The organism is Nocardia suismassiliense, from assembly GCF_900269665.1.
Lineage (GTDB): Bacteria > Actinomycetota > Actinomycetes > Mycobacteriales > Mycobacteriaceae > Nocardia > Nocardia suismassiliense.
This window is the reverse complement of sequence record NZ_LT985361.1, coordinates 8,573,049-8,597,174: the sequence shown is the minus strand read 5'-3', so window position 1 is coordinate 8,597,174 and position 24,126 is coordinate 8,573,049. Positions and strand designations below refer to the sequence as shown.

At 70.0% G+C, this 24,126-nt stretch carries 1 protein-coding gene (cut by a window edge); it reads left to right on the top strand.

What is annotated here, in order from left to right:
- A protein-coding gene (locus tag DBO33_RS38490) for a non-ribosomal peptide synthetase (protein WP_107659411.1) crosses the window boundary here: on the top strand, positions 1-24,126 show its 3' portion. 19,467 nt of this gene lie to the left of the window's left edge; only the last 24,126 of its 43,593 coding nucleotides appear in the window; its start codon lies beyond the left edge, outside the window; the stop codon is at positions 24,124-24,126.

Sequence of the window (24,126 nt, the reverse complement as noted above, 5' to 3'; positions counted from 1 at the left end):
CGGGCGAGCCTGCGGCAGGTCGAGGGGGAGTGGCTGCTCGAAACCGCCGCCCCCGGCACCGTCGACGTGGACGCACTGGTCGACCACGTCACCTTCGACGCGGCCGCCGACGATGCCGAGCTGATCGAGATCGCTTCCGCCGCACTGGATTCCTCGCTGGATCGGCTGGATCCCGCTGCGGGCGTTGTCATCCGGTTCGTCTGGCTGGAGCCGTCCAACGGCGAGCGCGCCGGACGGCTGATCGTCGTCGGCCATCACCTGGTGGTCGACGGCGTCTCCTGGCGCATCCTGGTGCCCGACTTCGTCGCGGCCTGGGGCCAGCGCACCGCGGGCCAGCAGCCCGAGCTGGTCGCACCGGCCACTTCAATGCGGGCCTGGGCGCACGCGCTCGAACGCGAGGCGCGCAGTGCCGAGCGGGTCGCCGAGCTCGACCACTGGCGTTCGGTGGTCGACGCGGCCGATCCGCTGCTGACCGAGCGTGCGATGGACCCGGCGCTCGACACCTCGGGTGTCATCGAGAAGCTGCAGGTCGAGGTGTCCGCCGAGGTCACCAAGGCCCTGCTGACCACGGTGCCCGCCCTGTTCCACGGCGGCGTGAACGACGGCCTGCTCACCGCGCTGGCCCTGGCGACCGCCAAGTGGCGGGCGCGCCGGGCCGGTACCCGCGGCGACGAGTCGCTGCTGATCCGCCTGGAGGGCCACGGCCGCGAAGAGGACATCGTGCCCGGCGCGGACCTCTCGCGCACGGTCGGCTGGTTCACCGCGATCTTCCCGGTCCGCTTCGAGCTGTCCGGCATCGACATCGATGCCGCGCTGGCCGGCGGTCCCGCACTGGGCCAGGCCGTCAAGGCGATCAAGGAGCAGCTGCTCGCGGTGCCGGACAAGGGTGTCGGGTACGGCCTGCTGCGCTACCTGAACCCGGAGACCGCCGCCGAACTGCCCGTCGAGCTGCCCGGCCAGGTCAGCTTCAACTACCTCGGCCGCGTCGCCGAGGGTGACGTGCCCGAGTCGCTGCGCGGCTTCGGCTGGATCCCGGCCGCCGAGCTCGGCGCGCTGGGCGGGGCCTACGACGCGGACATGCCCGCGATGGCGCCGCTGGACATCAACGCGATCGTGGTCGGCGACAAGCTGACCGCGAACATCGGCTACCCGTCGACGCTGCTCGACGCCGCCGCCGTGCGCGAATTCGGCGAACTGTGGACGACCGCGCTGGAAGCGGTTGCCCGGCACGCCAATTCGACCGGCGCGGGCGGGCACACGCCGTCCGACTTCGCGCTGGTGCGCAGCACGCAGGGCGATATCGACGGCTGGGAGCGGCGTTTCCCGAACCTGGCCGATATCTGGCCGCTGTCCGCGCTGCAAGCCGGTCTGCTGTTCCACGCCAGGCTGGCCGCCACCTCGGTGGACGTGTACACAGCGCAGGCTGTGCTCACCCTCACCGGGCGGGTGGACGCGGCCCGGTTGCGTTCGGCCGCACAGGCTTTGGTCGACCGCTACGAGAACCTGCGCACCGCGTTCGTCACCGATCGGGACGGCAGCCCGGTGCAGGTGGTGCTGGACAGCGTCCGGGTCGCCTGGTCCGAGCACGACCGGATCGAGCAGGGCGACGGCGACGACCTCATCGCCGCCGACCGCACGCAGCGCTTCGATCTGACCGAGCCGCCGCTGATCCGCTTCACGCTGATCCAGGTGGCGCGCGACCGCTGGCAGTTCGTGGTGGCCAACCATCACATCCTGCTCGACGGCTGGTCCATGCCGCTGCTCATGCAGGACCTGCTGGTGCTGTACGCGGCACACGCGGACACCAGCGTGCTGCCCGCCGTGCGGTCCTACCGGCACTTCCTGGAATGGACCGCGCAGCAGGATCATGCGGCCTCGATGGCCGCGTGGACCGACGCGCTGCGCGGTGTCACCGAGCCGACGCTGCTGGCCCGCCCGGATGCCGGGCGCGAGATCACCTCGCTCTCCGGCGAGTACTTCTTCGAGCTCGACCAGGCGGCCACCGCGCGGCTCACCGCGCTGGCCGGCTCGCTCGGCGTCACGCCGAACACCGTGCTGCAGACCGCGTGGGGCATCCTCATCGGCCGGATGACCGGCCGGGACGACGTGCTGTTCGGCACCACGGTGTCCGGCAGGCCCGCGGACCTGTCCGGCGTGGAGTCGATGGTCGGCCTGTTCATCAATACCGTGCCGGTGCGGGTGCGCTTCGACCCGGCGGAGTCCGCGCAGCAGCTGCTGGCCCGGACCCAGGGCGAGCAGGCGGATCTGCTCGATCACCACTACGTCGGCCTCGCGGACATCCAGTCCGCCGCGGGCATCGGTGGCCTGTTCGACACGCTGGTGGTGTTCGAGTCCTACCCGGTGGACGCCGCGGGCCTGCAGGAACAGGCCTCGGACATCGACGGTATGGCGGTGGTCGGCCTCGACGCGGCCGATGCCACGCACTACCCGTTGACGCTTATCGCACAGTTGGATTCGCGACTGCGGATCCGCGCGGGTTACCTGCGTGACCTGTTCGACGAGCAGACCGTGCGGCGCATCGCCGACCGTCTGATCCGTGTGCTGACCGCGATCAACGCCGAACCGACTGTGCCGGTGGGTGATATCGAGTTGCTCGACACCGCGGAGCGCGAGCTCGTGGTGTCCGGCTGGAACGACACCGCGCACGAGGTGGATGCGGCCGCGACGCTCGTCTCGAAGTTCTACGCGCAGGCCGCCCGCACGCCCGACGCGACCGCGCTGAGCTTCGAGGGGACACATCTGTCCTACGACGAGTTCGCCGGACGGGTGAACCAGCTGGCCCGCTGGCTGATCGCCCGCGGTGTCGGCGCGGAATCCTATGTGGCGCTTGGCATGCGGCGCTCGATCGATCTCGTCGTCGGCATGTACGCGGTCACGGTGGCCGGTGGCGCCTACGTGCCGCTGGACCCGGATCACCCGGCCGAGCGCACCGAATACATTCTGGCCACGGCCGATCCGGTGTGTGTGCTGACCTCCGGCACCGATCTCGACATCGATACCGCGCAGGTGCGCATCGACCTGCTCGACCTGAGCGGGCTGCCCGAAGCGGCGATCACCGACGCGGATCGCCGGGCGCCGTTGCGGCCGGCCAATACCGCGTACGTGATCTTCACGTCCGGCTCCACCGGTCGCCCCAAGGGCGTCGGTGTTTCGCACGCGGCGATCGTCAACCGCCTGGTGTGGATGCAGTCCGCCTACGGGCTGGACACCACCGACGCGGTATTGCAGAAGACGCCCGCCACCTTCGACGTATCGGTGTGGGAGTTCTTCTGGCCCTTGCAGATCGGCGCGCGCCTGGTCGTCGCGAAGCCGGACGGGCACCGCGATCCGGCCTACCTGGCCGAGGTGATCAGCACCGAGCGGATCACCGTCACCCACTTCGTGCCGTCGATGCTCGCGGTGTTCGTCGCCGATGCCGCTGCGGCGCAGTGCGACTCGCTGCGGCTGGTGTTCGCCTCCGGTGAGGCGCTGCCGCCCAAGCCCGCACATCGACTGCGTGAGCTGACCGGTGCGGCGCTGCACAACCTGTACGGCCCGACCGAGGCCGCGGTCGACGTCACCTTCCACGAGGTCGTCGACACCGATACCGACACCGTCCCGATCGGTGCGCCGGTCTACAACACCCAGGTGTACGTGCTGGATTCGCGGCTGCGCCCGGTGCCGGTGGGTGTCGCGGGTGAGCTGTATCTCGCGGGCACCCAGCTGGCCCGCGGGTACGTCGCGCGGCCGGATCTGACCAGTGACCGCTTCGTGGCCAACCCCTACGGCGCCACCGGCGAGCGTATGTACCGCACCGGTGACCTCGTCGCCTGGACGTCCTCCGGCGAGCTGGAGTACCTGGGCCGCACCGACTTCCAGGTGAAGCTGCGCGGTCTGCGGATCGAGCTCGGCGAGATCGAGACCGCGCTCACCGCGCTGGACGAGGTCGCTCAGTCGGTCGTGGTGGTCCGCGGTGACCAGCACACCGGCGACCAGCTCGTCGCCTATGTCATTGCCGCGCCGAACGTTCGGGTGGACACCGAGCTGCTGCGCGAGGACCTGGCGGAGCGGTTGCCCGCGTACATGGTGCCGTCGGTGGTGCTCGTGCTCGACGAGTTCCCGCTCAACGCCTCCGGCAAGCTGGACCGTAAGGCGCTGCCCGCGCCGGTGTTCGAGGCCGCGGTGTTCCGCGCGCCGACGACCCCGGTGGAGGAGATCGTCGCGGCCACCTTCGCCGAGGTGCTCGGCGTGGAGCGGGTCGGCCTGGACGACGACTTCTTCGCGCTCGGCGGTAACTCGCTGTCCGCCACCCAGGTCGCCGCGCGGCTGTCCGCCGCGCTGGACACCGATCTCGGCGTCCGTGAGCTGTTCGAGGCGTCCACCGTGGTCGCGCTCGCGGCCCGCGCGGAGACGCACGCCGGCGCGGGTGCCCGGGCGGCCCTGGTGCCGCAGCAGCGGCCCGCGCTGGTGCCGCTGTCACTGGCCCAGCAGCGCATGTGGTTCTTGAACCGCTTCGACCCGGACTCGGCCGTGGACAACATCCCGGCCGCGGTGCGGCTGTCCGGTCTGCTCGACCGGCAGGCGCTGCAGATCGCCGTCGCCGACGTGCTGGCCCGGCACGAGTCGCTGCGCACCTTCTACCCGGAGGTGGACGGCACCGCGCATCAGCAGACCGTGCCCACCGGCAAGGTGATCCCCGACCTCGCGCCCTTCGAGGTCACCGAGGCCGAACTGCCGCAACGGCTTTCCGAGCTGGTGCTGACCGCCTTCGACGTCACCACCGAGGTGCCGTTCCGGGCCAGGCTGTTCGAGGTGAGCCCGACCGAGCACGTGCTGGCCCTGGTGGTGCACCACATCTCGGCCGACGGCTTCTCCATGGGCCCGCTGACCCGAGATGTGATGACCGCCTACGGCGCCCGCGTCGAAGGCGGCGAACCCGCCTGGCGGCCACTGGAAGTCCAGTACGCCGACTTCGCGCTGTGGCAGCGCGCCGTGCTCGGCGACGAGGACGATCCGGAATCGGTGATCGCCCAGCAGATCGCGTACTGGTCGAACTCGCTGGCCGGGCTGCCCGATCAGCTCGACCTGCCCACCGACCGGCCGCGCCCCGCGGTCGCGTCCGGTCGCGGCGCGACGCACACCTTCGAGATCGATGCCGAAACCCACGGCAGGCTCACCGAACTCGCCCGGACCAGGGGCGCGACGCTGTTCATGGTCGCGCACACGGCGCTGGCCGTGCTGCTCGCCCGGTTGTCCGGCGAGCGCGACATCGCGATCGGCACCCCGGTCGCGGGCCGTGGCGAGCGGGCGCTGGACGACCTGATCGGCATGTTCGTCAACACCCTGGTGCTGCGGACCCCGATCGACAGCGCCGCGACGTTCACCGATCTGCTGCGCACGGTGCGGGCGACCGATATCGCCGCGTTCGGGCATGCGGACCTGCCGTTCGAGCGGCTGGTCGAGATCCTGAACCCGGCGCGCTCGCAGGCGCGGCACCCGTTGTTCCAGGTGCTGCTCTCGTTCCAGAACCTCGGCCAGAACAGCCTCGAACTGCCGGGCCTGACGGTCAGCGGTGTCGAGCTGCCGATCGATACGGCGAAGTTCGACTTGCAGCTGACGCTGTCGGAGAAGAACGCCACCCAACCGGTAAACGGCGCGGGTGCCGCGGCGGCGGGTATCAGTGCCGAATTCATCTACGCCACCGATCTTTTCGACGCGGAAACGATGGCCGAGCTCGGGCAGCGGTTCCACCGGCTGCTGAAAGCTCTTGCCGCCGAACCGGATCGGCCGATCGGCGATATCTCCTTGCTGGACGAGCAGGAGACCGAGCAGGCGCTGCGCGGCTGGAACGCCACCGAGCACGACCTCGGCGCACCGACCACCCTGGTCGCCGAGTTCGCCGCGCAGGCGCAGGCCACCCCGGACTCGGTCGCAGTGGTCGATCCCGCAACGGGCACCTCGCTCACCTATGCCGAATTCGGTGCCCGCGTGCACCGGTTGGCGCGCAAGCTGATCGAGGCCGGTGTCGGCCCGGAGACCCTGGTCGCCCTGGGTCTGCGGCGCTCGGTGGACCTGGTCGTCGCCGCGTACGCGGTGCAGGAGGCCGGTGGCGGCTACGTGCCGCTCGACCTCGACCAGCCCGCCGAACGGGTGAACTATGTGCTCGACTCGGCCGGCCCGGTCTGTGTGCTGACCACCTCGCGCGACGCGTTCGACGCCGCGGGCCGCACCACCCTGTCGATCGATGAGCTCGACCTGTCCGGTTACTCGGACGAGCCGGTCACCGATGCCGAACGCCTCGTGCCGCTGCGGCCGGAACACCCGGCGTACGTGATCTTCACGTCCGGCTCGACCGGTCGCCCGAAGGGCGTCGCGGTGCCGCACGCCGCCGTGGTGAACCAGATCCGCTGGATCACCGGCGAATACGGCATCGGCGCCGACGACATCGTGCTGTTCAAGACGCCCGCCACCTTCGACGTGTCGGTGTGGGAGCTGTTCGGCCCGATGACCACCGGCGGCCGCATCGTGGTGGCCAGTGCGGACGGGCATCGCGATCCGCAGTACCTCGCGGACGTGATCGCCGCCGAGCGCGTCACCATGACCTCGTTCGTGCCGTCGATGCTGACCGTCTTCGCCGGAAACGTCGACGCGACCGGCGCCGGTGCGTCCCTCGCCTCGCTGCGGACACTGTTCGTCGCCGGTGAGGCCTTCACCGCCGAGGCAGTCGACGCCATCCGCCGGGTCAGCTCGGCCGCGCTGTACAACCTTTACGGCCCAACGGAATTCACCGTGCACGCCACGCACGGCCCGGTCGCCGACGAGGTGACCGGCGCGGTGCCCATCGGCCTGCCGGTGTGGAACGCCCAGGCGTACGTGCTGGATTCGCGCCTGCAGCCGGTGCCGTCGGGTGTCGCAGGCGAGCTGTATCTGGCCGGTGCGCAGCTGGCGCGCGGCTATTTCGGCCGCACCGACCTGACCGCGGATCGCTTCGTGGCCAACCCGTTCGGTGCCGCGGGCGCCCGGATGTACCGCACCGGTGACCTCGTGACCCGCGATGACACCGGCGCCATCGAGTACATCGGCCGCACCGACTTCCAGGTGAAGCTGCGCGGCTTGCGCATCGAGCTCGGTGAGATCGAAACCGCGCTCGCCGCACACGATTCGGTGGCCCAGTCCGTCGCCATGGTGCGCTCGGACGCGCACACCGGCGATCAGCTGGTCGGTTACGTGGTCCCGGTCGGCGACACCACCGTCGACGTCGACGACCTCAGGGGACACCTGTCCACCCGACTGCCGTCGTATATGGTGCCCGCCGCGATCGTGGTGCTCGACGCCATGCCGCTCAACCCGAACGGCAAACTGGACCGGCGCGCACTGCCCGCACCCGCCTTCGAGGCACGGGAATTCCGCGCACCGTCCACCCCGATCGAAGAGATCGTGGCCAACACCTTCGCCGAGGTGCTCGGGCTCACCAGCACCGACGGCGAACGCGCCGTCGGCCTCGACGACGACTTCTTCGACCTCGGCGGCAACTCGCTCATCGCCACCCAGGTGGTCGCCCGCCTGGGCGCCGCACTGGACACCCGGGTCCCGGTGCGGATGCTGTTCGAGGCGCCGACCGTCGCCGCGCTGGCCGCCCGGATGGAAGCCCACCAGGGCACCGGCCGCCGCCGCGAACTCGTGGCAGGCCGGCGCCCGCCCCGCATCCCGTTGTCGCTCGCGCAGCAGCGGATGTGGTTCCTCAACCGGTTCGACAACCAGACCGCGGTCAACAACATCCCCCTCGCCGTCCGGCTCACCGGCTCGCTCGACACCGACGCGCTGCGCCAAGCCGTCGCCGACGTGGTCGACCGGCACGAGGTGCTGCGCACCGTCTACCCGGAAACCGCCGACGGCCAAGGTGTTCAGGTGGTGCTGCCCGCCGGGCAGGAGACCATCGAGCTGACCCCGATCGAGGTGTCGGAGACCGAAATCCAGGAGCGGGTCAGCGAATTGGTGCTGACCGGCTTCGACGTCACCACCGAGGTGCCGGTGCGGGCCCAGCTGTTCCGCGTCGCAGGCTCGATGGACGGCTCACAGCCCGACACCCACGTGCTGGTCTTCGTAGTGCACCACATCTCCGGCGACGGCTGGTCGGTGCGCCCGCTGGCCCGCGACGTGATGATCGCCTACGCGGCCCGCTCGCGCGGCGAGGCGCCCGCCTGGTCGCCGCTGCCGGTGCAGTACGCCGACTTCGCGCTGTGGCAGCGGGAAACCCTCGGCTCCGAAGACGATCCGGCCTCGCTGATCGCGCAGCAGGTCGCCTACTGGTCCGACAGCCTGGCCGGGCTGCCCGACCAGCTGGACCTGCCCGCGGACCGCTCGCGGCCCGCCGTCGCGTCCAATCGCGGTGGGGTGTACGAGTTCTCGCTCGACCCGCAGCTGGTGCGGGAGCTGAACGCGCTCGCCAGGGCGCACGGCGCCAGCCTGTTCATGGTGGTGCACGCCGCGTTCGCCGCGCTGCTGGCCCGGTTGTCCGGCAGCGACGACATCGCCATCGGTACCGCGGTGGCCGGTCGTGGTGAGGCCGTGCTCGACGACGCCATCGGCATGTTCGTCAATACGCTCGTGCTGCGCAGTGCGGTCGACCCGGCGGACTCGTTCGCGGAGCTGGTCGCGCGCACCAAGGACCGCGACCTCGCCGCCTTCGGGCACGCGGACCTGCCGTTCGAGCGGCTGGTCGAGATCCTCAACCCGGCCCGCTCGCAGGCGCGGCACCCGCTGTTCCAGGTGATGCTGTCGTTCCAGAACACCGGGGAGGCCTCGTTCGAGCTGCCCGGCCTGGAGGTCGCCGGGGTGCCGCTGGACGTGGTGACCGCCAAGTTCGATCTGCACCTGAGCCTGTCCGACCGGTTCGATGCCGACGGTGCGGCCGACGGCATGACCGCCGAATTCGCCTATGCCACCGACATGTTCGACGCGGGCACCATCGCGGGCGTCGCGGACCGGCTCGTCCGGTTGCTGACCGCCGTCGTCGCGGACCCGTCGGGGGCGATCGGCGATGTCGAGCTGCTGGACTCGGCCGAGCACGCCCAGGTGGTCGCGCGCTGGAACGACACCGCGCATGCGGTGGACGACACGGCGACGCTGGTATCGATGTTCGAGGCGCAGGTCGCTCGGACCCCCGATAACGCGGCGTTGACCTTCGAGGGGACAACTCTGTCCTACGCCGAGTTCGCGGCGCAGGTGAATCGCCTTGCCCGGCACCTGATCTCGCTGGGTGTCGGCCCGGATTCGATGGTCGCGCTGGGTATGCGCCGGTCCATCGAACTGGTCGTCGGCATGTACGCGGTGAGTGTCGCCGGTGGCGCGTATGTGCCGCTGGATCCGGATCATCCGGCCGAGCGCACCCACTACGTGCTCGATACCGCGCAGCCGGTGTGTGTCCTGACCACCGCACGGGACGAGTTCGACGCCGGCCAGACCCCGGCCGTGCATATCGACGGCCTGGAGCTGTCGGACTACGCCGACGCGCCGGTGACCGACGCGGATCGCCGTGCGCCGCTGCGCCCGTCGAACACCGCATACGTGATCTTCACCTCCGGTTCCACCGGTCGGCCGAAGGGTGTGGCGGTGAGCCACGGGGCGATCGTCAACCGCCTGGTGTGGATGCAGGCCGAGTACCGCCTGGAAACCACCGATGTGGTGTTGCAGAAGACGCCCGCCACCTTCGACGTGTCGGTGTGGGAGTTCTTCTGGCCCTTGCAGATCGGCGCGCGCCTGGTCGTCGCGAAGCCGGACGGCCATCGCGATCCCGGCTACCTGATCCAGGTGATCACCGCCGAAGAGGTCACCACCGCGCACTTCGTGCCGTCGATGCTGTCGGTGTTCGTCGCCGAGCAGCGCGCGGACGAATGCACCAGCCTGGTCAATGTTTTCGCCTCCGGTGAGGCGCTGCCCGCCGCCACCGCGCAGCGCATGCAGGAACTCACCGGTGCGCGCCTGCACAACCTGTACGGCCCGACCGAGGCCGCGGTCGACGTCACCTTCCACGAGGTGGACGAGTCCGACGCGGTGTCCGTGCCGATCGGCGCCCCGGTGTTCAACACCCAGGTGTACGTGCTGGATTCGCGGCTGCACCCGGTGCCGGTCGGCGTCGCGGGTGAGCTGTACCTCGCCGGTGTGCAACTGGCCCGCGGTTATGTCGCGCGCCCGGAGCTCACCGCGGATCGCTTCGTGGCCAACCCGTTCGGCGCGGACGGCGAGCGGATGTACCGCACCGGTGACCTCGTCACCTGGACCCCGCGCGGCGAACTGGAGTACTTGGGCCGCACCGACTTCCAGGTGAAGCTGCGCGGTCTGCGGATCGAGCTCGGTGAGATCGAATCCGCGCTCACCGCACTGGATTCCATCGCGCAGGCCGTGGTGGTCGTGCGCTCGGACGACCGACTCGGCGATCAGCTGGTCGGCTACGTCGTGCCGACCGCGGGTCACGTGGTCGACATCGACGGTGTGCGCACCGAACTCGGCGGCGAGCTGCCCGCATACATGGTGCCCTCGGCCTTCGTGGTGCTGGACGAGTTCCCGCTCAACGCCTCCGGCAAGCTGGACCGCAAGGCGCTGCCCGCGCCGGTGTTCGAGGCCAAGGTGTTCCGGGCCCCGTCCACGCCGATCGAGGAGATCGTCGCGGGCACCTTCGGCGACGTGCTCGGCGTCGCCAGGGTCGGCCTGGACGACGACTTCTTCGAACTCGGCGGCAACTCGCTGCTGGCCACCCAGGTGACCGCGCGGCTCGGCGCCGCGCTGGACACCCAACTGGCGGTCCGCGACCTGTTCGAGGCGTCCACGGTGTTCGCGCTGGCCACCCGGGTCGAGCGCAACGCGGGCTCCGGCAGGCACCGGCCCAAGCTGGAGACCGGGGAGCGTCCGGACCGGATCCCGCTCTCGCCGGCGCAGCAGCGCTACTGGTTCCTCAACCAGTTCGACACGGCTACTTCGGCGGTCGACAACATCCCGCTCGCGGTGCGGTTGTCGGGCACCCTCGATGTCGCCGCGCTGGAGCAGGCGATCGGCGACGTGTTCGCCCGGCACGAGGTGCTGCGCACCACCTACCCGCGCTCCGCGGAGGGGCCGCACCAGGTGATCCGCCCGGCGGCCGAGTCGGCGGCCGCGCTCACCCCGGTCGACGTCACCGAGGACGAGCTGCTCAACGCGGTGATCGCGTTCGCGATGACCACCTTCGACGTCACCGTCGAGGTGCCGCTGGCGGTGGCGCTGTTCCGGATCGCGCCGGACGAGCACGTGCTCGCGTTCACCGTGCACCACGTGGCGGCGGACGGTTCGTCGATGGGCCCGCTGGCCCGCGACGTGATGGCCGCGTACGTGGCCCGCGCGCAAGGCGAAGTGCCGCAGTGGCTTCCGCTGCCGGTGCAGTACGCCGATTACGCGCTCTGGCAGCGTTCGGTGCTCGGTTCGGAGGACGATCCGGAATCCCTGGCCGCCCAGCAGGTCGGCTACTGGCAGACCGCACTGGCCGGGCTGCCCGACCAGCTGGAGCTGCCCGCCGACCGGCCGCGCCCGCCCGCGCAGTCGTTCCACGGCAAGGCGATTCGCTTCGAGATCTCCCCGGAGCGGCACGCCCGCCTGCACGAGCTGGCCCGCGCCAACAACGCGTCGCTCTTCATGGTGGTGCACGCCGCGCTGGCTGTGCTGCTCTCGCGCCTGTCCGGCACCGACGACATCGCGGTCGGCACCCCGATCGCGGGCCGCGGTGAACGCGAACTCGACGACCTGATCGGCATGTTCGTCAACACCCTGGTGTTCCGCACCCGGGTGCAGCCGGGCGACCGGTTCGCCGATCTGCTCGCCGACGTCAAGGAGCGCGACCTCGAGGCGTTCGCCAACGCGGACGTGCCGTTCGAGCGGCTCGTCGAGGTGCTCAACCCGGTGCGTTCCACCGCGCGCAATCCGCTGTTCCAGGTGGGTCTTTCGTTCCAGACCCTGGCCGAGACCCCCTTCGAACTGCCCGGCCTCTCGGTGAGCGCGGTCAACTTCGACTCGCAGCTGGCCAAGACCGACCTGCACGTCACGCTCTCCGACCGGTACGCCGAGGACGGCACGCCCGCCGAGATCATCACCGAATTCGGTTACGCCATCGATCTATTCGACGAGGACACGGTCCAGGGCTTCGCGGACCGCTTCGTGCGGGTGCTCGACGCGGTGGTCGCCGACGCCACCCTGCCGGTCGGCGAGATCGACCTGCTCGCAGCCGACGAGCACACCCGCATCCTGGGCACCTGGAACGACACCGCGCACGAGGTCGATCCGACCGCGACGCTGGTGTCGCTGCTGGACGCCTCCGTCGCGGCGGCACCGGAGGCGATCGCGCTTGTCGCGGACGATCCGACCGGTCAGCAGCAGGTCACTTACGCCGAGCTGGATCGTCGGGTGAACCGCCTGGCCCGCTACCTGATCCAGCGCGGCATCGGCCCGGAGGATCGGGTGGCGCTGGCCATCCGTCGGTCCACCGATCTGGTCGTCGCCATGTACGCGGTCGCGAAATCCGGTGCGGCGTATGTGCCCATCGATCCGGACCAGCCCGCCGAGCGGACCGACTACATCCTCGCCACCGCGGCACCGGTCTGTGTGCTGACCACCGGTCGCGACGGATTCCGTACCGCCACCACCGAAGTCGTCCAGCTCGACGCACTCGACCTGAGCACGTTCGCGGCCGGTCCGGTGACCGGCGACGAGCGCCGCGCCGCGCTGACTCCGGCGCACACCGCCTACGTGATCTTCACGTCCGGCTCGACCGGCCAGCCCAAGGGCGTCGCGGTTCCGCACGCGGCGATCGTCAACCAGTTGCAGTGGGAGATCGCGACCTTCGGCCTCGGCGCGGACGACGCGATCCTGCTGAAGACCGCGGCGACGTTCGACCTGTCGGTGTGGGAATTCTGGACCGCCGCCGCGTCCGGTGGCCGCCTGGTCATCTCGGCGGCCGACGGTCACCGCGATCCGGCCTACCTCAACGAGCTGATGCGCGGCACCGGCGTCACCGCCCTGCATGTGGTGCCGTCGATGCTCGACTCACTGCTCACCGAGGCCGCGGGCCGCCTGACGCCGTCGTTGCGCCGGGTGCTCGCCATCGGTGAGGCGCTGCCCGCATCGACCGCACAGCGGTTCCGGCGCGACAACGCCGCTGAGCTGTTCAACCTGTACGGCCCCACCGAGGCCGCGGTGTCGATCACCAGCCACCTGGTCACCGACGCCGATCAGGTCTCGGTGTCGATCGGCGCGCCGGAATGGAACAGCCGCGTCTACGTGCTCGACACCAGGCTGCGTCCGGTTCCGGCCGGCGTCTCCGGCGAGTTGTACCTGGCCGGTGCGCAATTGGCGCGCGGCTACTTCGGCAAGCCCGAGCTGACCGCCGACCGGTTCGTCGCCGACCCGTTCGGCGCGCCCGGCGAGCGCATGTACCGCACCGGCGACCTGGTGGCGTGGAACGCCGCCGGTGAGCTGGACTACCGCGGCCGCACCGACTTCCAGGTGAAGATCCGTGGCTTCCGCATCGAGCTCGGTGAGATCGAGGCCGCGCTGCTGCGCCAGCCCGCGATCACCGCGGCCGCCGTGCTCGCGCACACCGATCCGAACATCGGTGACCGGCTCGTCGCCTACGTCGTGCCGCGGGCGGGTCAGCTCGACAAGCGCGGGTTGCAGTCCGCGCTCGCCGCGGAGCTGCCGTCGTACATGGTGCCGTCGGTGCTCGTCGAGCTGCCCGTGCTGCCGCTGAACGCCAACGGCAAGCTGGACCGGAAGGCGTTGCCCGCGCCCACCTTCGAGAAGGCGGTGTTCCGCGCGCCGGTGACGCCGATCGAGCAGATCGTGGCGAACACCTTCGCCGACGTGCTGCGCATCTCGGATCGGGAAGGGGCGGAGTCCAAGCGGCTCGGCCTGGACGACGACTTCTTCGCCTGGGGCGGTAACTCGCTGCTGGCCACCCAGGTCGCCGCCCGCCTCGGCGAGGCGCTGAACACACGGGTGCCGGTCCGGTTGATGTTCGAGGCCTCGACCGTCGCCGCGCTGGCGGTCCGGGTCGAGCAGCATGCCGACGCCGGTGGCCGCAAGGCGCTGACGGCAGGCCCACGCCCGGAACACATTCCGCTGTCGCTCGCGCAGCAGCGCATGTGGTTCCTGAACCGGTTCGACACCCAGTCGGCGGCGTACAACGTGCCGATCGCGGTGCGGCTCACCGGCGCGCTCGATGTCGCCGCACTGCGGGCCGCGATCGCGGATTTGGTGAGCAGGCACGAGATCCTGCGCACCATCTACCCGCAGACCGACAGCGGTCCGGTGCAGGTGATTCTGCCGCCCGCGCAGGCCGTGCCGCGTTTGGAAGTGCGTGTGGTCGCCCCCGCGCAGATCGAATCCGCCGTGGTGGCACTGACTTCGACGATGTTCGACGTCACCACCGAGGTGCCGATGAAGGTCGCGCTGTTCCAGATCGCCGGGGAGCAAACCGATTCCGCTCCGGCCCCGGACGTGGAATACGTCCTGGCCATGGTCGTGCACCACATCTCCGGCGACGGTTCGTCGGTCGGCCCGCTGACCCGCGACCTGATGATCGCCTACGCCGCGCGGTCGGCGGGCGAGGCCCCGAACTGGGCGCCGCTCGAGGTGCAGTACGCCGACTACAGCATCTGGCAGCGTGAGCTGCTCGGCAGCGAGGACGATCAGGAGTCGCTGGCGGCCAAGCAGGTCGCCTACTGGCGCCAGGCGCTGGCGGACCTGCCGGATCAGCTGGATCTGCCGTCGGATCGGCCGCGCCCCGCGGTGCAGTCCTTCGCCGGCGGCAAGGTCGAGCTGCACGTCGACGCCGCGACGCATCAGGCGTTGATCGAGCTGGCCCGGGCCGAGGGCGCGACGCTGTTCATGGTCGTGCACACCGCGCTCGCGGTGCTGCTGGCCCGCCTGTCCGGCACCGGCGACATCGCGATCGGCACGCCGATGGCGGGCCGTGGCGAGGCCGCCCTGGACGACCTGATCGGCATGTTCGTCAATACGCTGGTGTTCCGCACCAGGGTCGACGCCGGGGAGCCGTTCACCGAACTGCTTGCCAGGCAGCGCGAGATCGACATCCAGGCCTTCGCCAATGCCGATGTGCCGTTCGAGCGGCTCGTCGAGGTGCTCAACCCGGTCCGCTCCACCGCGCGGCATCCGCTGTTCCAGGTGGGTCTGTCGTTCCAGAACCTGGCGCAGGCCGGGCTGGAACTGCCGGGGCTCACGGTGTCCGGGCTCGACATCGACACCGCGCTGTCCCAGTTCGATCTGCACCTGATCGCGACCGACCGCTACGGCGACTCCGGCGATCCCGAGGGCATCACCGGCTTCTTCACCTACGCGACCGACATGTTCGATCGGGATACGGTGCAGGGCTTCGTCGATCGGTTCGCGCGCCTGCTCGGCGAGATCGTCGCCGCGCCGCGCACCGCGGTGGGCGACATCGAACTGCTCGAGGCCGCGGAGCGCAGCCAGCTGGTGAGCGGCCGCAACGCGACCGACTACCCGGTGGATTCGGCGGCGACGCTGGTATCGCTGCTCGATGCCTCGGTGGCCGCCGGTCCGAAGGAAGTCGCGCTGGTCACCGCGGACGGTGCGTCGATCACCTACGCCGATCTCGACGCTCGGGTGAATCGCCTTGCGCGGCATCTGATCTCGATCGGTGTCGGCCCGGAGTCGCGGGTGGCGCTGGCGTTCCGGCGCTCGGTGGATCTGATCGTGGCGATGTACGCCGTCGCGAAGTCCGGTGGTGCGTATGTGCCGGTGGATCCCGCGCAGGCTGCGGAGCGCACGAGCTACATCCTCGAGACCGCAGCACCGGTGTGTGTGCTGACCAATGCCGACGCCGAGTTCGCCACCGATGTCGCGCCTTTGGTGCGGATCGATGAGCTGGATCTGGACGAGGTGGACAAGGCGCCGATCACCGATGCCGATCGGGTTGCGCCGTTGCGTCCGGCGAATACCGCGTACGTGATCTTTACGTCGGGTTCGACGGGTCGTCCTAAGGGTGTGGCGGTTTCGCATGGTGCGATCGCGAATCAGTTGCAGTGGAAGGTGACTGAGTTCGGGTTGGATGCGGCGGATGCGATTCTGCTGAAGACGGCTGCGACGTTCGACCTTTCGGTGTGGGAGTTCTGGTCGGCGGCGGTGTGCGGTGGCCGACTGGTCATCGCCTCGCCTGATGGTCATCAGGATCCGGCGTACTTGAACGAGTTGATGGCCCGTGAGTGGGTCACCACGCTCCATGTCGTGCCGTCCATGCTCGACGCGCTCACCGCAGGCGATTTCCCCAACTCGCTGTGGCGGGTGCTGGCGATCGGTGAGGCGCTGCCGGGCGCGCTGGCGCAGCGGTTCGTGCGGGAGCACTCCCGCACCGAGCTGTTCAACTTGTACGGCCCGACCGAGGCCGCGGTGTCCATCACCAGCCATCGGGTGACCAGGGCGGACGAGACCTCGGTGTCCATCGGCCTGCCCGAGTGGAACAGCCAGGTCTACGTGCTGGATTCGCGGCTGCGGCCGGTGCCGGACGGTGTCGCGGGTGAGCTGTATCTCGCTGGTGCGCAGCTCGCGCGGGGTTACTTCGGTCGTGCGGATCTGACGTCGGATCGGTTCGTGGCCAACCCGTTCCAGGTCGGTGAGCGGATGTACCGGACCGGTGACCTGGTGGCGTGGAATGCCTCCGGTGAGCTGGAGTACCGGGGCCGCACCGACTTCCAGGTGAAGATCCGTGGTTTCCGCATCGAGTTGGGTGAGATCGAGGCGGCGCTGCTGGCATTGCCGGAGATCGCGCAGACTGCGGTGGTCGCCAAGTCCGATCCCAAGACCGGTGATCGCCTGGTTGCCTACTTGGTGCCGTCCGACGGTGATGTCGATGTGGCGCAGGTGAAGTCGGCGCTCATCGATGGTTTGCCGTCGTACATGGTGCCGTCGGCGTTCGTGGTGCTGGATGCGTTGCCGCTCAATGTGAACGGCAAGCTGGATCGGAAAGCACTGCCCGAGCCCGAGTTCGAGGCTCAGGTCTTCCGTGCCCCGTCCACGCCGATCGAAGAGATTGTGGCGTCGGTGTACTCCGAGGTGCTCGGTGTCGAGCGGGTCGGTGCCGATGACGACTTCTTCGGCCTCGGCGGTAACTCGCTGCTGGCCACCCAGGTCGCCGCACGCATCGGTGCCGCGCTCGACGCTCGGGTGCCGGTGCGCGCGCTGTTCGAGGCGTCCACCGTGTCCGGTCTGGCCGTCAAGGTCGAGCAGCACGCCGGTGCCGGTGGCCGCCGCGCCCTCGTGGCGGGTCAGCGTCCGGAACAGATTCCGCTGTCGCTGGCACAGCAGCGCATGTGGTTCCTGAACCAGTTCGACACCGCCTCCGCGGTCAACAACATCCCGGTCGCGGTGCGGCTCACCGGCGAGCTCGACGTCGCCGCGCTGCAAGCGGCCGTCGGCGACGTCATCGCCAGGCACGAGACGCTGCGCACGGTGTATCCGGAGCAGGGTCGCGCGGCCAACCAGGTGATCATGCCCGCCGAGCAGTCGGTGCCGGATCTGACGCCGGAAAACGTTGCCGTCGAAGACATTCAGCAGCGGATCATCGATGTGATCACCGCCGGGTTCGATGTCACCGCCGAGATTCCGTTGCGGGCCAAGCTGTTCCGGATCCACGACGGTGAATACGTGCTGGTGTTCGTCGTGCACCACATCAGCGCCGACGGCTGGTCGATGGGCCCGCTGACCCGCGATGTGATGCTGGCCTACGCGGCCCGCTCGGCCGGCGTGCCGCCGGGCTGGGCGCCGCTGCCGGTGCAGTACGCCGACTTCAGCCTGTGGCAGCGCGATGTGCTCGGCTCGGAGACCGATCCGGAGAGCCTGATCTCGCAGCAGGCCGAGTACTGGCGCAGCACGCTGGCCGGGCTGCCCGACGAGCTCAACCTGCCCGCCGACCGGACCAGGCCGACGACCCAGTCGTTCGCCGGTGGCCGCGTGGTGTTCCCGATCGGCGGCGAACTGCACCGACGGCTCACCGAGGTCGCGCGCGAGCAGAACGCGACGATGTTCATGCTGGTACACGCCGCGCTCGCGCTGTTCCTGGCGCGCATGTCGGGCACCGACGACATCGCCATCGGTACGCCGGTGGCCGGTCGTGGCGAGGCCGAGCTCGACGACGTGATCGGCATGTTCGTCAATACGCTGGTGCTGCGTTCACACGTGGAGGGCGACCTCAACTTCGGGCAGTTGCTCGCCAGGACGAAGGACGCGGACCTGCAGGCGTTCGCGCATGCCGACCTGCCGTTCGAGCGACTGGTCGAGCTGCTCAACCCGGAGCGCTCGACCGCGCGGCACCCGCTGTTCCAGGTGGCGCTGTCGTTCGAGAACCTGCCGGAGACCAGCTTCGAACTGCCCGGATTGCATGTGGGCGCGGTCGATTTCGACGTCGACACCGCGAAGTTCGATCTGTCGCTGACGATCCGGGAGGCGCCGGCCGCGGACAGCGCGGGCATGTACGCCGAGTTCTCCTTCGCCCGTGACCTGTTCGACGACGCGACCGTCGAGGTCTTCGCGCAGCGCTTCACCAGGCTGCTCGACGCGATCGCCGGCGACCGCGAGACGCCGATCGGCGATCTGCCGCTGCTGGACGAGGCCGAGTACGACCTGCTGACGCACGTGCACGGCGAAGACGTGATGGCCACCGGGCTGCTGCCGGATCTGCTGCAGCGCGGCGCGCAGCTGAACCCGGACCAGATCGCGGTCCGCTACCTGGGTCGTTCGATCACCTACCGCGAGCTCGACGAGTACTCGTCGCGGCTGGCGCGGGTGCTGATCGACCGCGGTGTCGGTCCGGAACGCATTGTGGCGCTGTCGTTCCCGCGTTCCTACGAGATGGTCGCGGCGTTCTGGGCGGTGGCGAAGGCGGGCGGCGCGCACGTGCCGGTCGACCCGACCTACCCCGAAGACCGCATGCGGCACATGATCAACGACTCCGGCGCGGTCATCGGTATCACCGCGAGCGAGTACGTGGATCGGCTGCCGCGCGACGTCGAATGGCTGCGGCTCGACGATGCCGCGCTGGACGAGCAGATCGCGGCCAAGTCGCCGGAGTCGGTGACCGACGCGGACCGCATCTCCTCGCTGGCGATGCGGCACCCCGTGTACGTCATCTACACGTCGGGTTCGACGGGTATGCCCAAGGGCGTCACCGTGACCCACGCCGGCATGGGTGGCCTGGTCGGTGTCGCCACCGACCTGTACCAGCTCGAGGCGCACCACCGCTTCCTGCACATCTGCTCGCCGAGTTTCGACCCGTCGGTGCTCGAATGGCTGTGTGCCGCCTACACCGGCGCCACGCTGGTGATCGTGCCGTCGACCATCATCGGTGGCCCGGATCTGGCGGAGCTGCTGCGCACCGAGCGGGTGACGCACACGATCATCACCCCCGCCGTGCTCGGCACGGTGGACCCGGCGGACCTGGACGCGCTCGAAGTCGTCTCCGTCGGTGGCGATGTCACCACGCCGGAGCTGCTGGCCAAGTGGTACCCGGGCCGGAAGTACTTCAACGCCTACGGCCCGACCGAGACGACGATCATCTCGTCCTACGCCAGCCTGACCCCGGGCCGGCACGTCACCATCGGTCTGCCGGTGCGCGGCATGTCCGCGCTGGTGCTCGACGCGCGCCTCAACCCGGTGCCGCCGGGTGTCGCCGGTGAGCTCTACCTCGCCGGTGGCGCGGTGGCCCGTGGTTACCACAACCGCCCCGACCTGACCGCGGAACGGTTCGTCGCCAACCCGTGGAGCAACGAGGGCGCGCGCATGTACCGCACCGGTGACGTGGTGCGCTGGTTCGCCGAGCCGGGCGAGCGCGCGGGCAATGCCGCGGTGCCGGAGGTGCGCTGGGAGCTGGACTACGTCGGCCGCTCGGACTTCCAGGTGAAGATCCGCGGCTTCCGCATCGAGCTCGGCGAGATCGACACCGTGCTGGCCGCGCACGAGGACGTCGAGTTCTCGATCACGCTGGGCAAGCAGACCGCGGCGGGCGCCACGATTCTGGTGTCCTATGTGCTCGCGGTGCCCGGCCACGAGATCGATACGGCCCGGCTCGGCGAGCACGCCGCGCGCAGTCTGCCGCCGCACATGGTGCCCTCGGCGATCATGGTGCTCGACGAGATCCCGCTGACCCCGGTCGGCAAGCTCGATCGCAAGGCGCTGCCCGAGCCGGTGCTCGCGCCGCGCGAGTTCCGGGCACCGGCCAGCGAGGTCGAGGCGGTCATCGCCGAGGTGTTCGCCGAGGTGCTCGGGGTCGAGCAGATCGGCCTGGACGACTCGTTCTTCGCGCTCGGCGGCGACAGCATCCTGTCCATCCAGCTGGTCTCGCGGGCCAAGGCCCGCGGCGTGGTGTTCTCCCCGCGCGACGTGTTCGAGCGGCGCAGCGTGGCCTCGCTCGCCGAAATCGCCACCCTCGGTGCGGGATCGGAGCAGGTGAAGCTGGAGGAGCTGCCCGGCGGCGGAGTCGGCGAGATCCCGCTGACGCCGATCATGACGCAGATCCTCGCGAGTGGCTCGTCCTACGACCGCTTCTCGCAGACGATGGCGCTGCGCCTGCCGGACGGCATCGACCGGACGACGCTCGTCGGGACCATCGCGGCGGTGTTCGACCACCACGACGTGTTGCGGACCCAGTTGCGCCGCACCGACGATCAGTGGGCGTTCGAGGCGCTGGCGCCCGGCGCGGTCGACGTGGATGCCATGGTGCATCGGGTCGATCTCGCCGCCGACGTCGACGACGCTGAGCTGAAGCGGGTCGGCAGCGCTGCGTTCGATGCCGCGCTCGGCCGGTTGGATCCGGCGAATGCGGTGATGGCGCAGTTCATCTGGTTCGCCTTCGAGGGCGAGCGGCGCGACGTGCTGCTCATCGTCGCCCATCACTTCGTGGTCGACGGCGTGTCCTGGCGCATCCTGATTCCGGACTTCGCGGTGGCGTGGTCGCAGCTGGCCGCCGGTCAGCAGGTCGCGCTGCCCGCCAACGGCACCTCGATGCGGCGCTGGGCGCACAGCCTGGTGGAGGCCGCGTCCTCGCCCGCGCGGGTCGCGGAACTGCCCTTCTGGCAGCAGGTTTCGACGACGCCGGATCCGTTGATCGGTGCGCGGCCGTTCGACCCTGCGGTCGATACCTTCGCCACGGTCGAGCGGGTCGAGGTCACGCTGCCCGCCGAGGTCACCGACGCGGTGCTCACCGCGATCCCCGGCCTCTACCGCGGCGGCGTGAACGACGGGCTGCTGTCCGCGCTGGCCATGGCGGTCGCCCGCTGGCGCGGCGCGGGCTCGGCGGCACTCGTCAAGCTCGAGGGCCACGGTCGTGAAGAGGAAGTCGTTCCGGGCGCGGATCTTTCGCGCACGGTCGGCTGGTTCACCACGGCTTACCCGGTCCGGCTCGACCTCGGCGATGCCGACCTGTCCGACGCCTTCGCCGGTGGCGCCGCGCTCGGCGAGATCGTGAAGTCGATCAAGGAGCAGCTGCTCGGGGTGCCGGACAAGGGCCTCGGCTACGGCCTGCTGCGCTACCTGAACCAGGCGACCGGGCAGCGGCTCGGCGCCGCGGGCCAGATCAGCTTCAACTATCTGGGCCGGATGTCGGCCGGGGAAATCCCGGAGCAGCTCGCCGAGATCGGCTGGGTGCCGGTGTCGGACCTCGGTCAGCTCGACGGCGACATGGATCTCGACATGCCCGCCAACGCGACGATCGACATCAACGCGATCGTCACCGACGGCGCGCACGGACCGGAACTCGGTGCCGCGTTCGCCTTCCCGACCGGGTTGCTGACCAGGGAACAGGTGCAGGAGTTCGCCGACCACTGGGTCGCCGCGCTCACCGCGCTGGCCACACACGCGCGCCGACCGGACGCGGGTGGCTTCACCCCGTCCGACATGTCGCTGGTGCGGGTCGGCCAGACCGATATCGAACTGTGGGAACGCAACTACCCGGCGCTGGCCGAGGTGTGGCCGCTCTCGCCGTTGCAGTCCGGTCTGCTGTTCCACGCGATGATGACCCAGGCGACGGTCGACGTGTACACCATGCAGGCCGTGGTCGACCTCGGCGGCGCGCTGGACGTCGAGCGGTTGCACGCGGCGGCGCAGGGCATCATCGATCGTTACCCGAACCTGCGCACCGCGTTCGTCACCGACTCCGACGGGCAGGCCGTGCAGGTCGTGCTGGATCGCATCGAAGCGCCGTGGCGCGAGGTGGATCTCACCGAACTGCCCGCCGAGCAGCGGACCGCGGAACTGCGCAGGCAGGTCGCGGCCGACCAGGCGACGCACTTCGACATGGCGGTGCCGCCGCTGCTGCGGTTCACCTTGTTCCGCAGCGCGGAGAGTCAGTGGCACTTGGCGATTACCACGCACCACATCCTCTTGGACGGCTGGTCGATGCCGTTGCTGATGCGGGATCTGCTGGTGCTCTACGCGGTTCGTGGCGATGCGTCCGCGCTGCCGCGGGTGGCCTCGTACCGCAACTTCCTCGGCTGGCTGGCCGGGCGTGACCGCGAGGCCTCGCTGCGGGCGTGGGCGACCGCGCTGGACGGCGTGTCCGAGCCGACGCTGCTTGCGCCGCAACCACGTTCGGTCGAGCAGTACGAGATCGGCAAGCAGATCACCGAGCTCGACGCCGACCGGACCCGTCAGCTCACCAAGCACGCCGCCGAATTGGGCGTCACGGTGAACACGCTGGTGCAGGCGGCCTGGGGCATCCTGCTCGGCCGGCTCACCGGCCGCGGCGACGTGGTGTTCGGCGCCACCGTCTCCGGGCGGCCCGCCGAACTGCCCGGTGTCGAGTCGATGGTCGGTCTGTTCATCAATACGCTGCCGGTGCGGCTGCGCATCGACGACCGCCAGACCATCGGCAAGCTGCTGGAGCGGTTGCAGCACGATCAAGCGGACCTGCTCGAGCACCACTACGTGGGGCTCACCGACATCCAGCGGGTGGCGGGCACCGGATCGCTGTTCGACACGCTGCTGGTGTTCGAGTCGTATCCGATGGACAAGGAGGCCATCTCGGCCGCCAGCTCCATCGACGGCATGTCGGTGACCGGTGTCGGCGTCAACGACGCCACCCACTACCCGTTGACGCTGCTGGTGACCGCCGAGTCGACGATCGAGCTGACGCTGAAGTACCTGGGCAGCCGGTTCGGCGCGGACGAGGTGGAGATCATGTCCGCGCGGTTGATCCGCGTGCTGGAGGCGCTGCTCGGCGATCCGGACGGACTCGTCGGCGACATCGACATCCTCGATGCCGGTGAGCGGGCTCGCCTGCTCGCCGAATCCGGCATCACGGCAACGGCAACCACGCCGGAACCGGTGGGCCGGGTCGGTGCGCACACGGTCGCCAAGGTGCTCGCCGAGGTGGTCGAGGAGGATCCGGAGGCGCCCGCGCTGCTCGCCGACGGCGACGAAATCGCCTACCACGTACTGGATCGACGCTCCTCGCAGTTGGCGCGGGTGCTCATCGATCGTGGTGCGGGGCCGGGCGACATCGTCGCGGTGGCGCTGCCGCGTTCGCTGGACGCGGCGATCGCGGCCTGGGCGGTGCAGAAGGCTGGTGCGGCACTGCTGTTCGCCGGCGACCTGTCCGCCGACGAGATGGCCACCGCCGGCGCCACCTTCGGCATCACGCCGAACCCGGTGCCGGACAGCCCGATCCAGTGGCTGGTCCCGTCCGAGCCGCGCATGCAGGCCGACCTGGTCGCGGCACCGTCGCACCCGGTCTCCTACGCGGACCGGGTCCGCCCGCTCGGCGAGGACCACCCGGCCTTCATCGTGCCGAACGGAGACGGCGTGCTCGCGGTCACCCAGACCGAGGCGCTGGCCCAGGCCGAACACGTCCGCGAGGAGTACGGCATCGACTACGAGTCGACCACGTACACCACGGCCCCCTCCGGCCGCGCGGCCATGCTCGAGTTCCTGGCCTCCGCCACCGCGGGCGCCCTCTCGGTCGTGCCGACCGGCGACATCCCCGCCGACCTGGCCGACGGCGAGGTCAGCCACTGGTTCGTCACCCCGGGCGACGCGACCGACGCGGCGGACGCCGAGATCAAGATCGTGATCGCGGAGTAG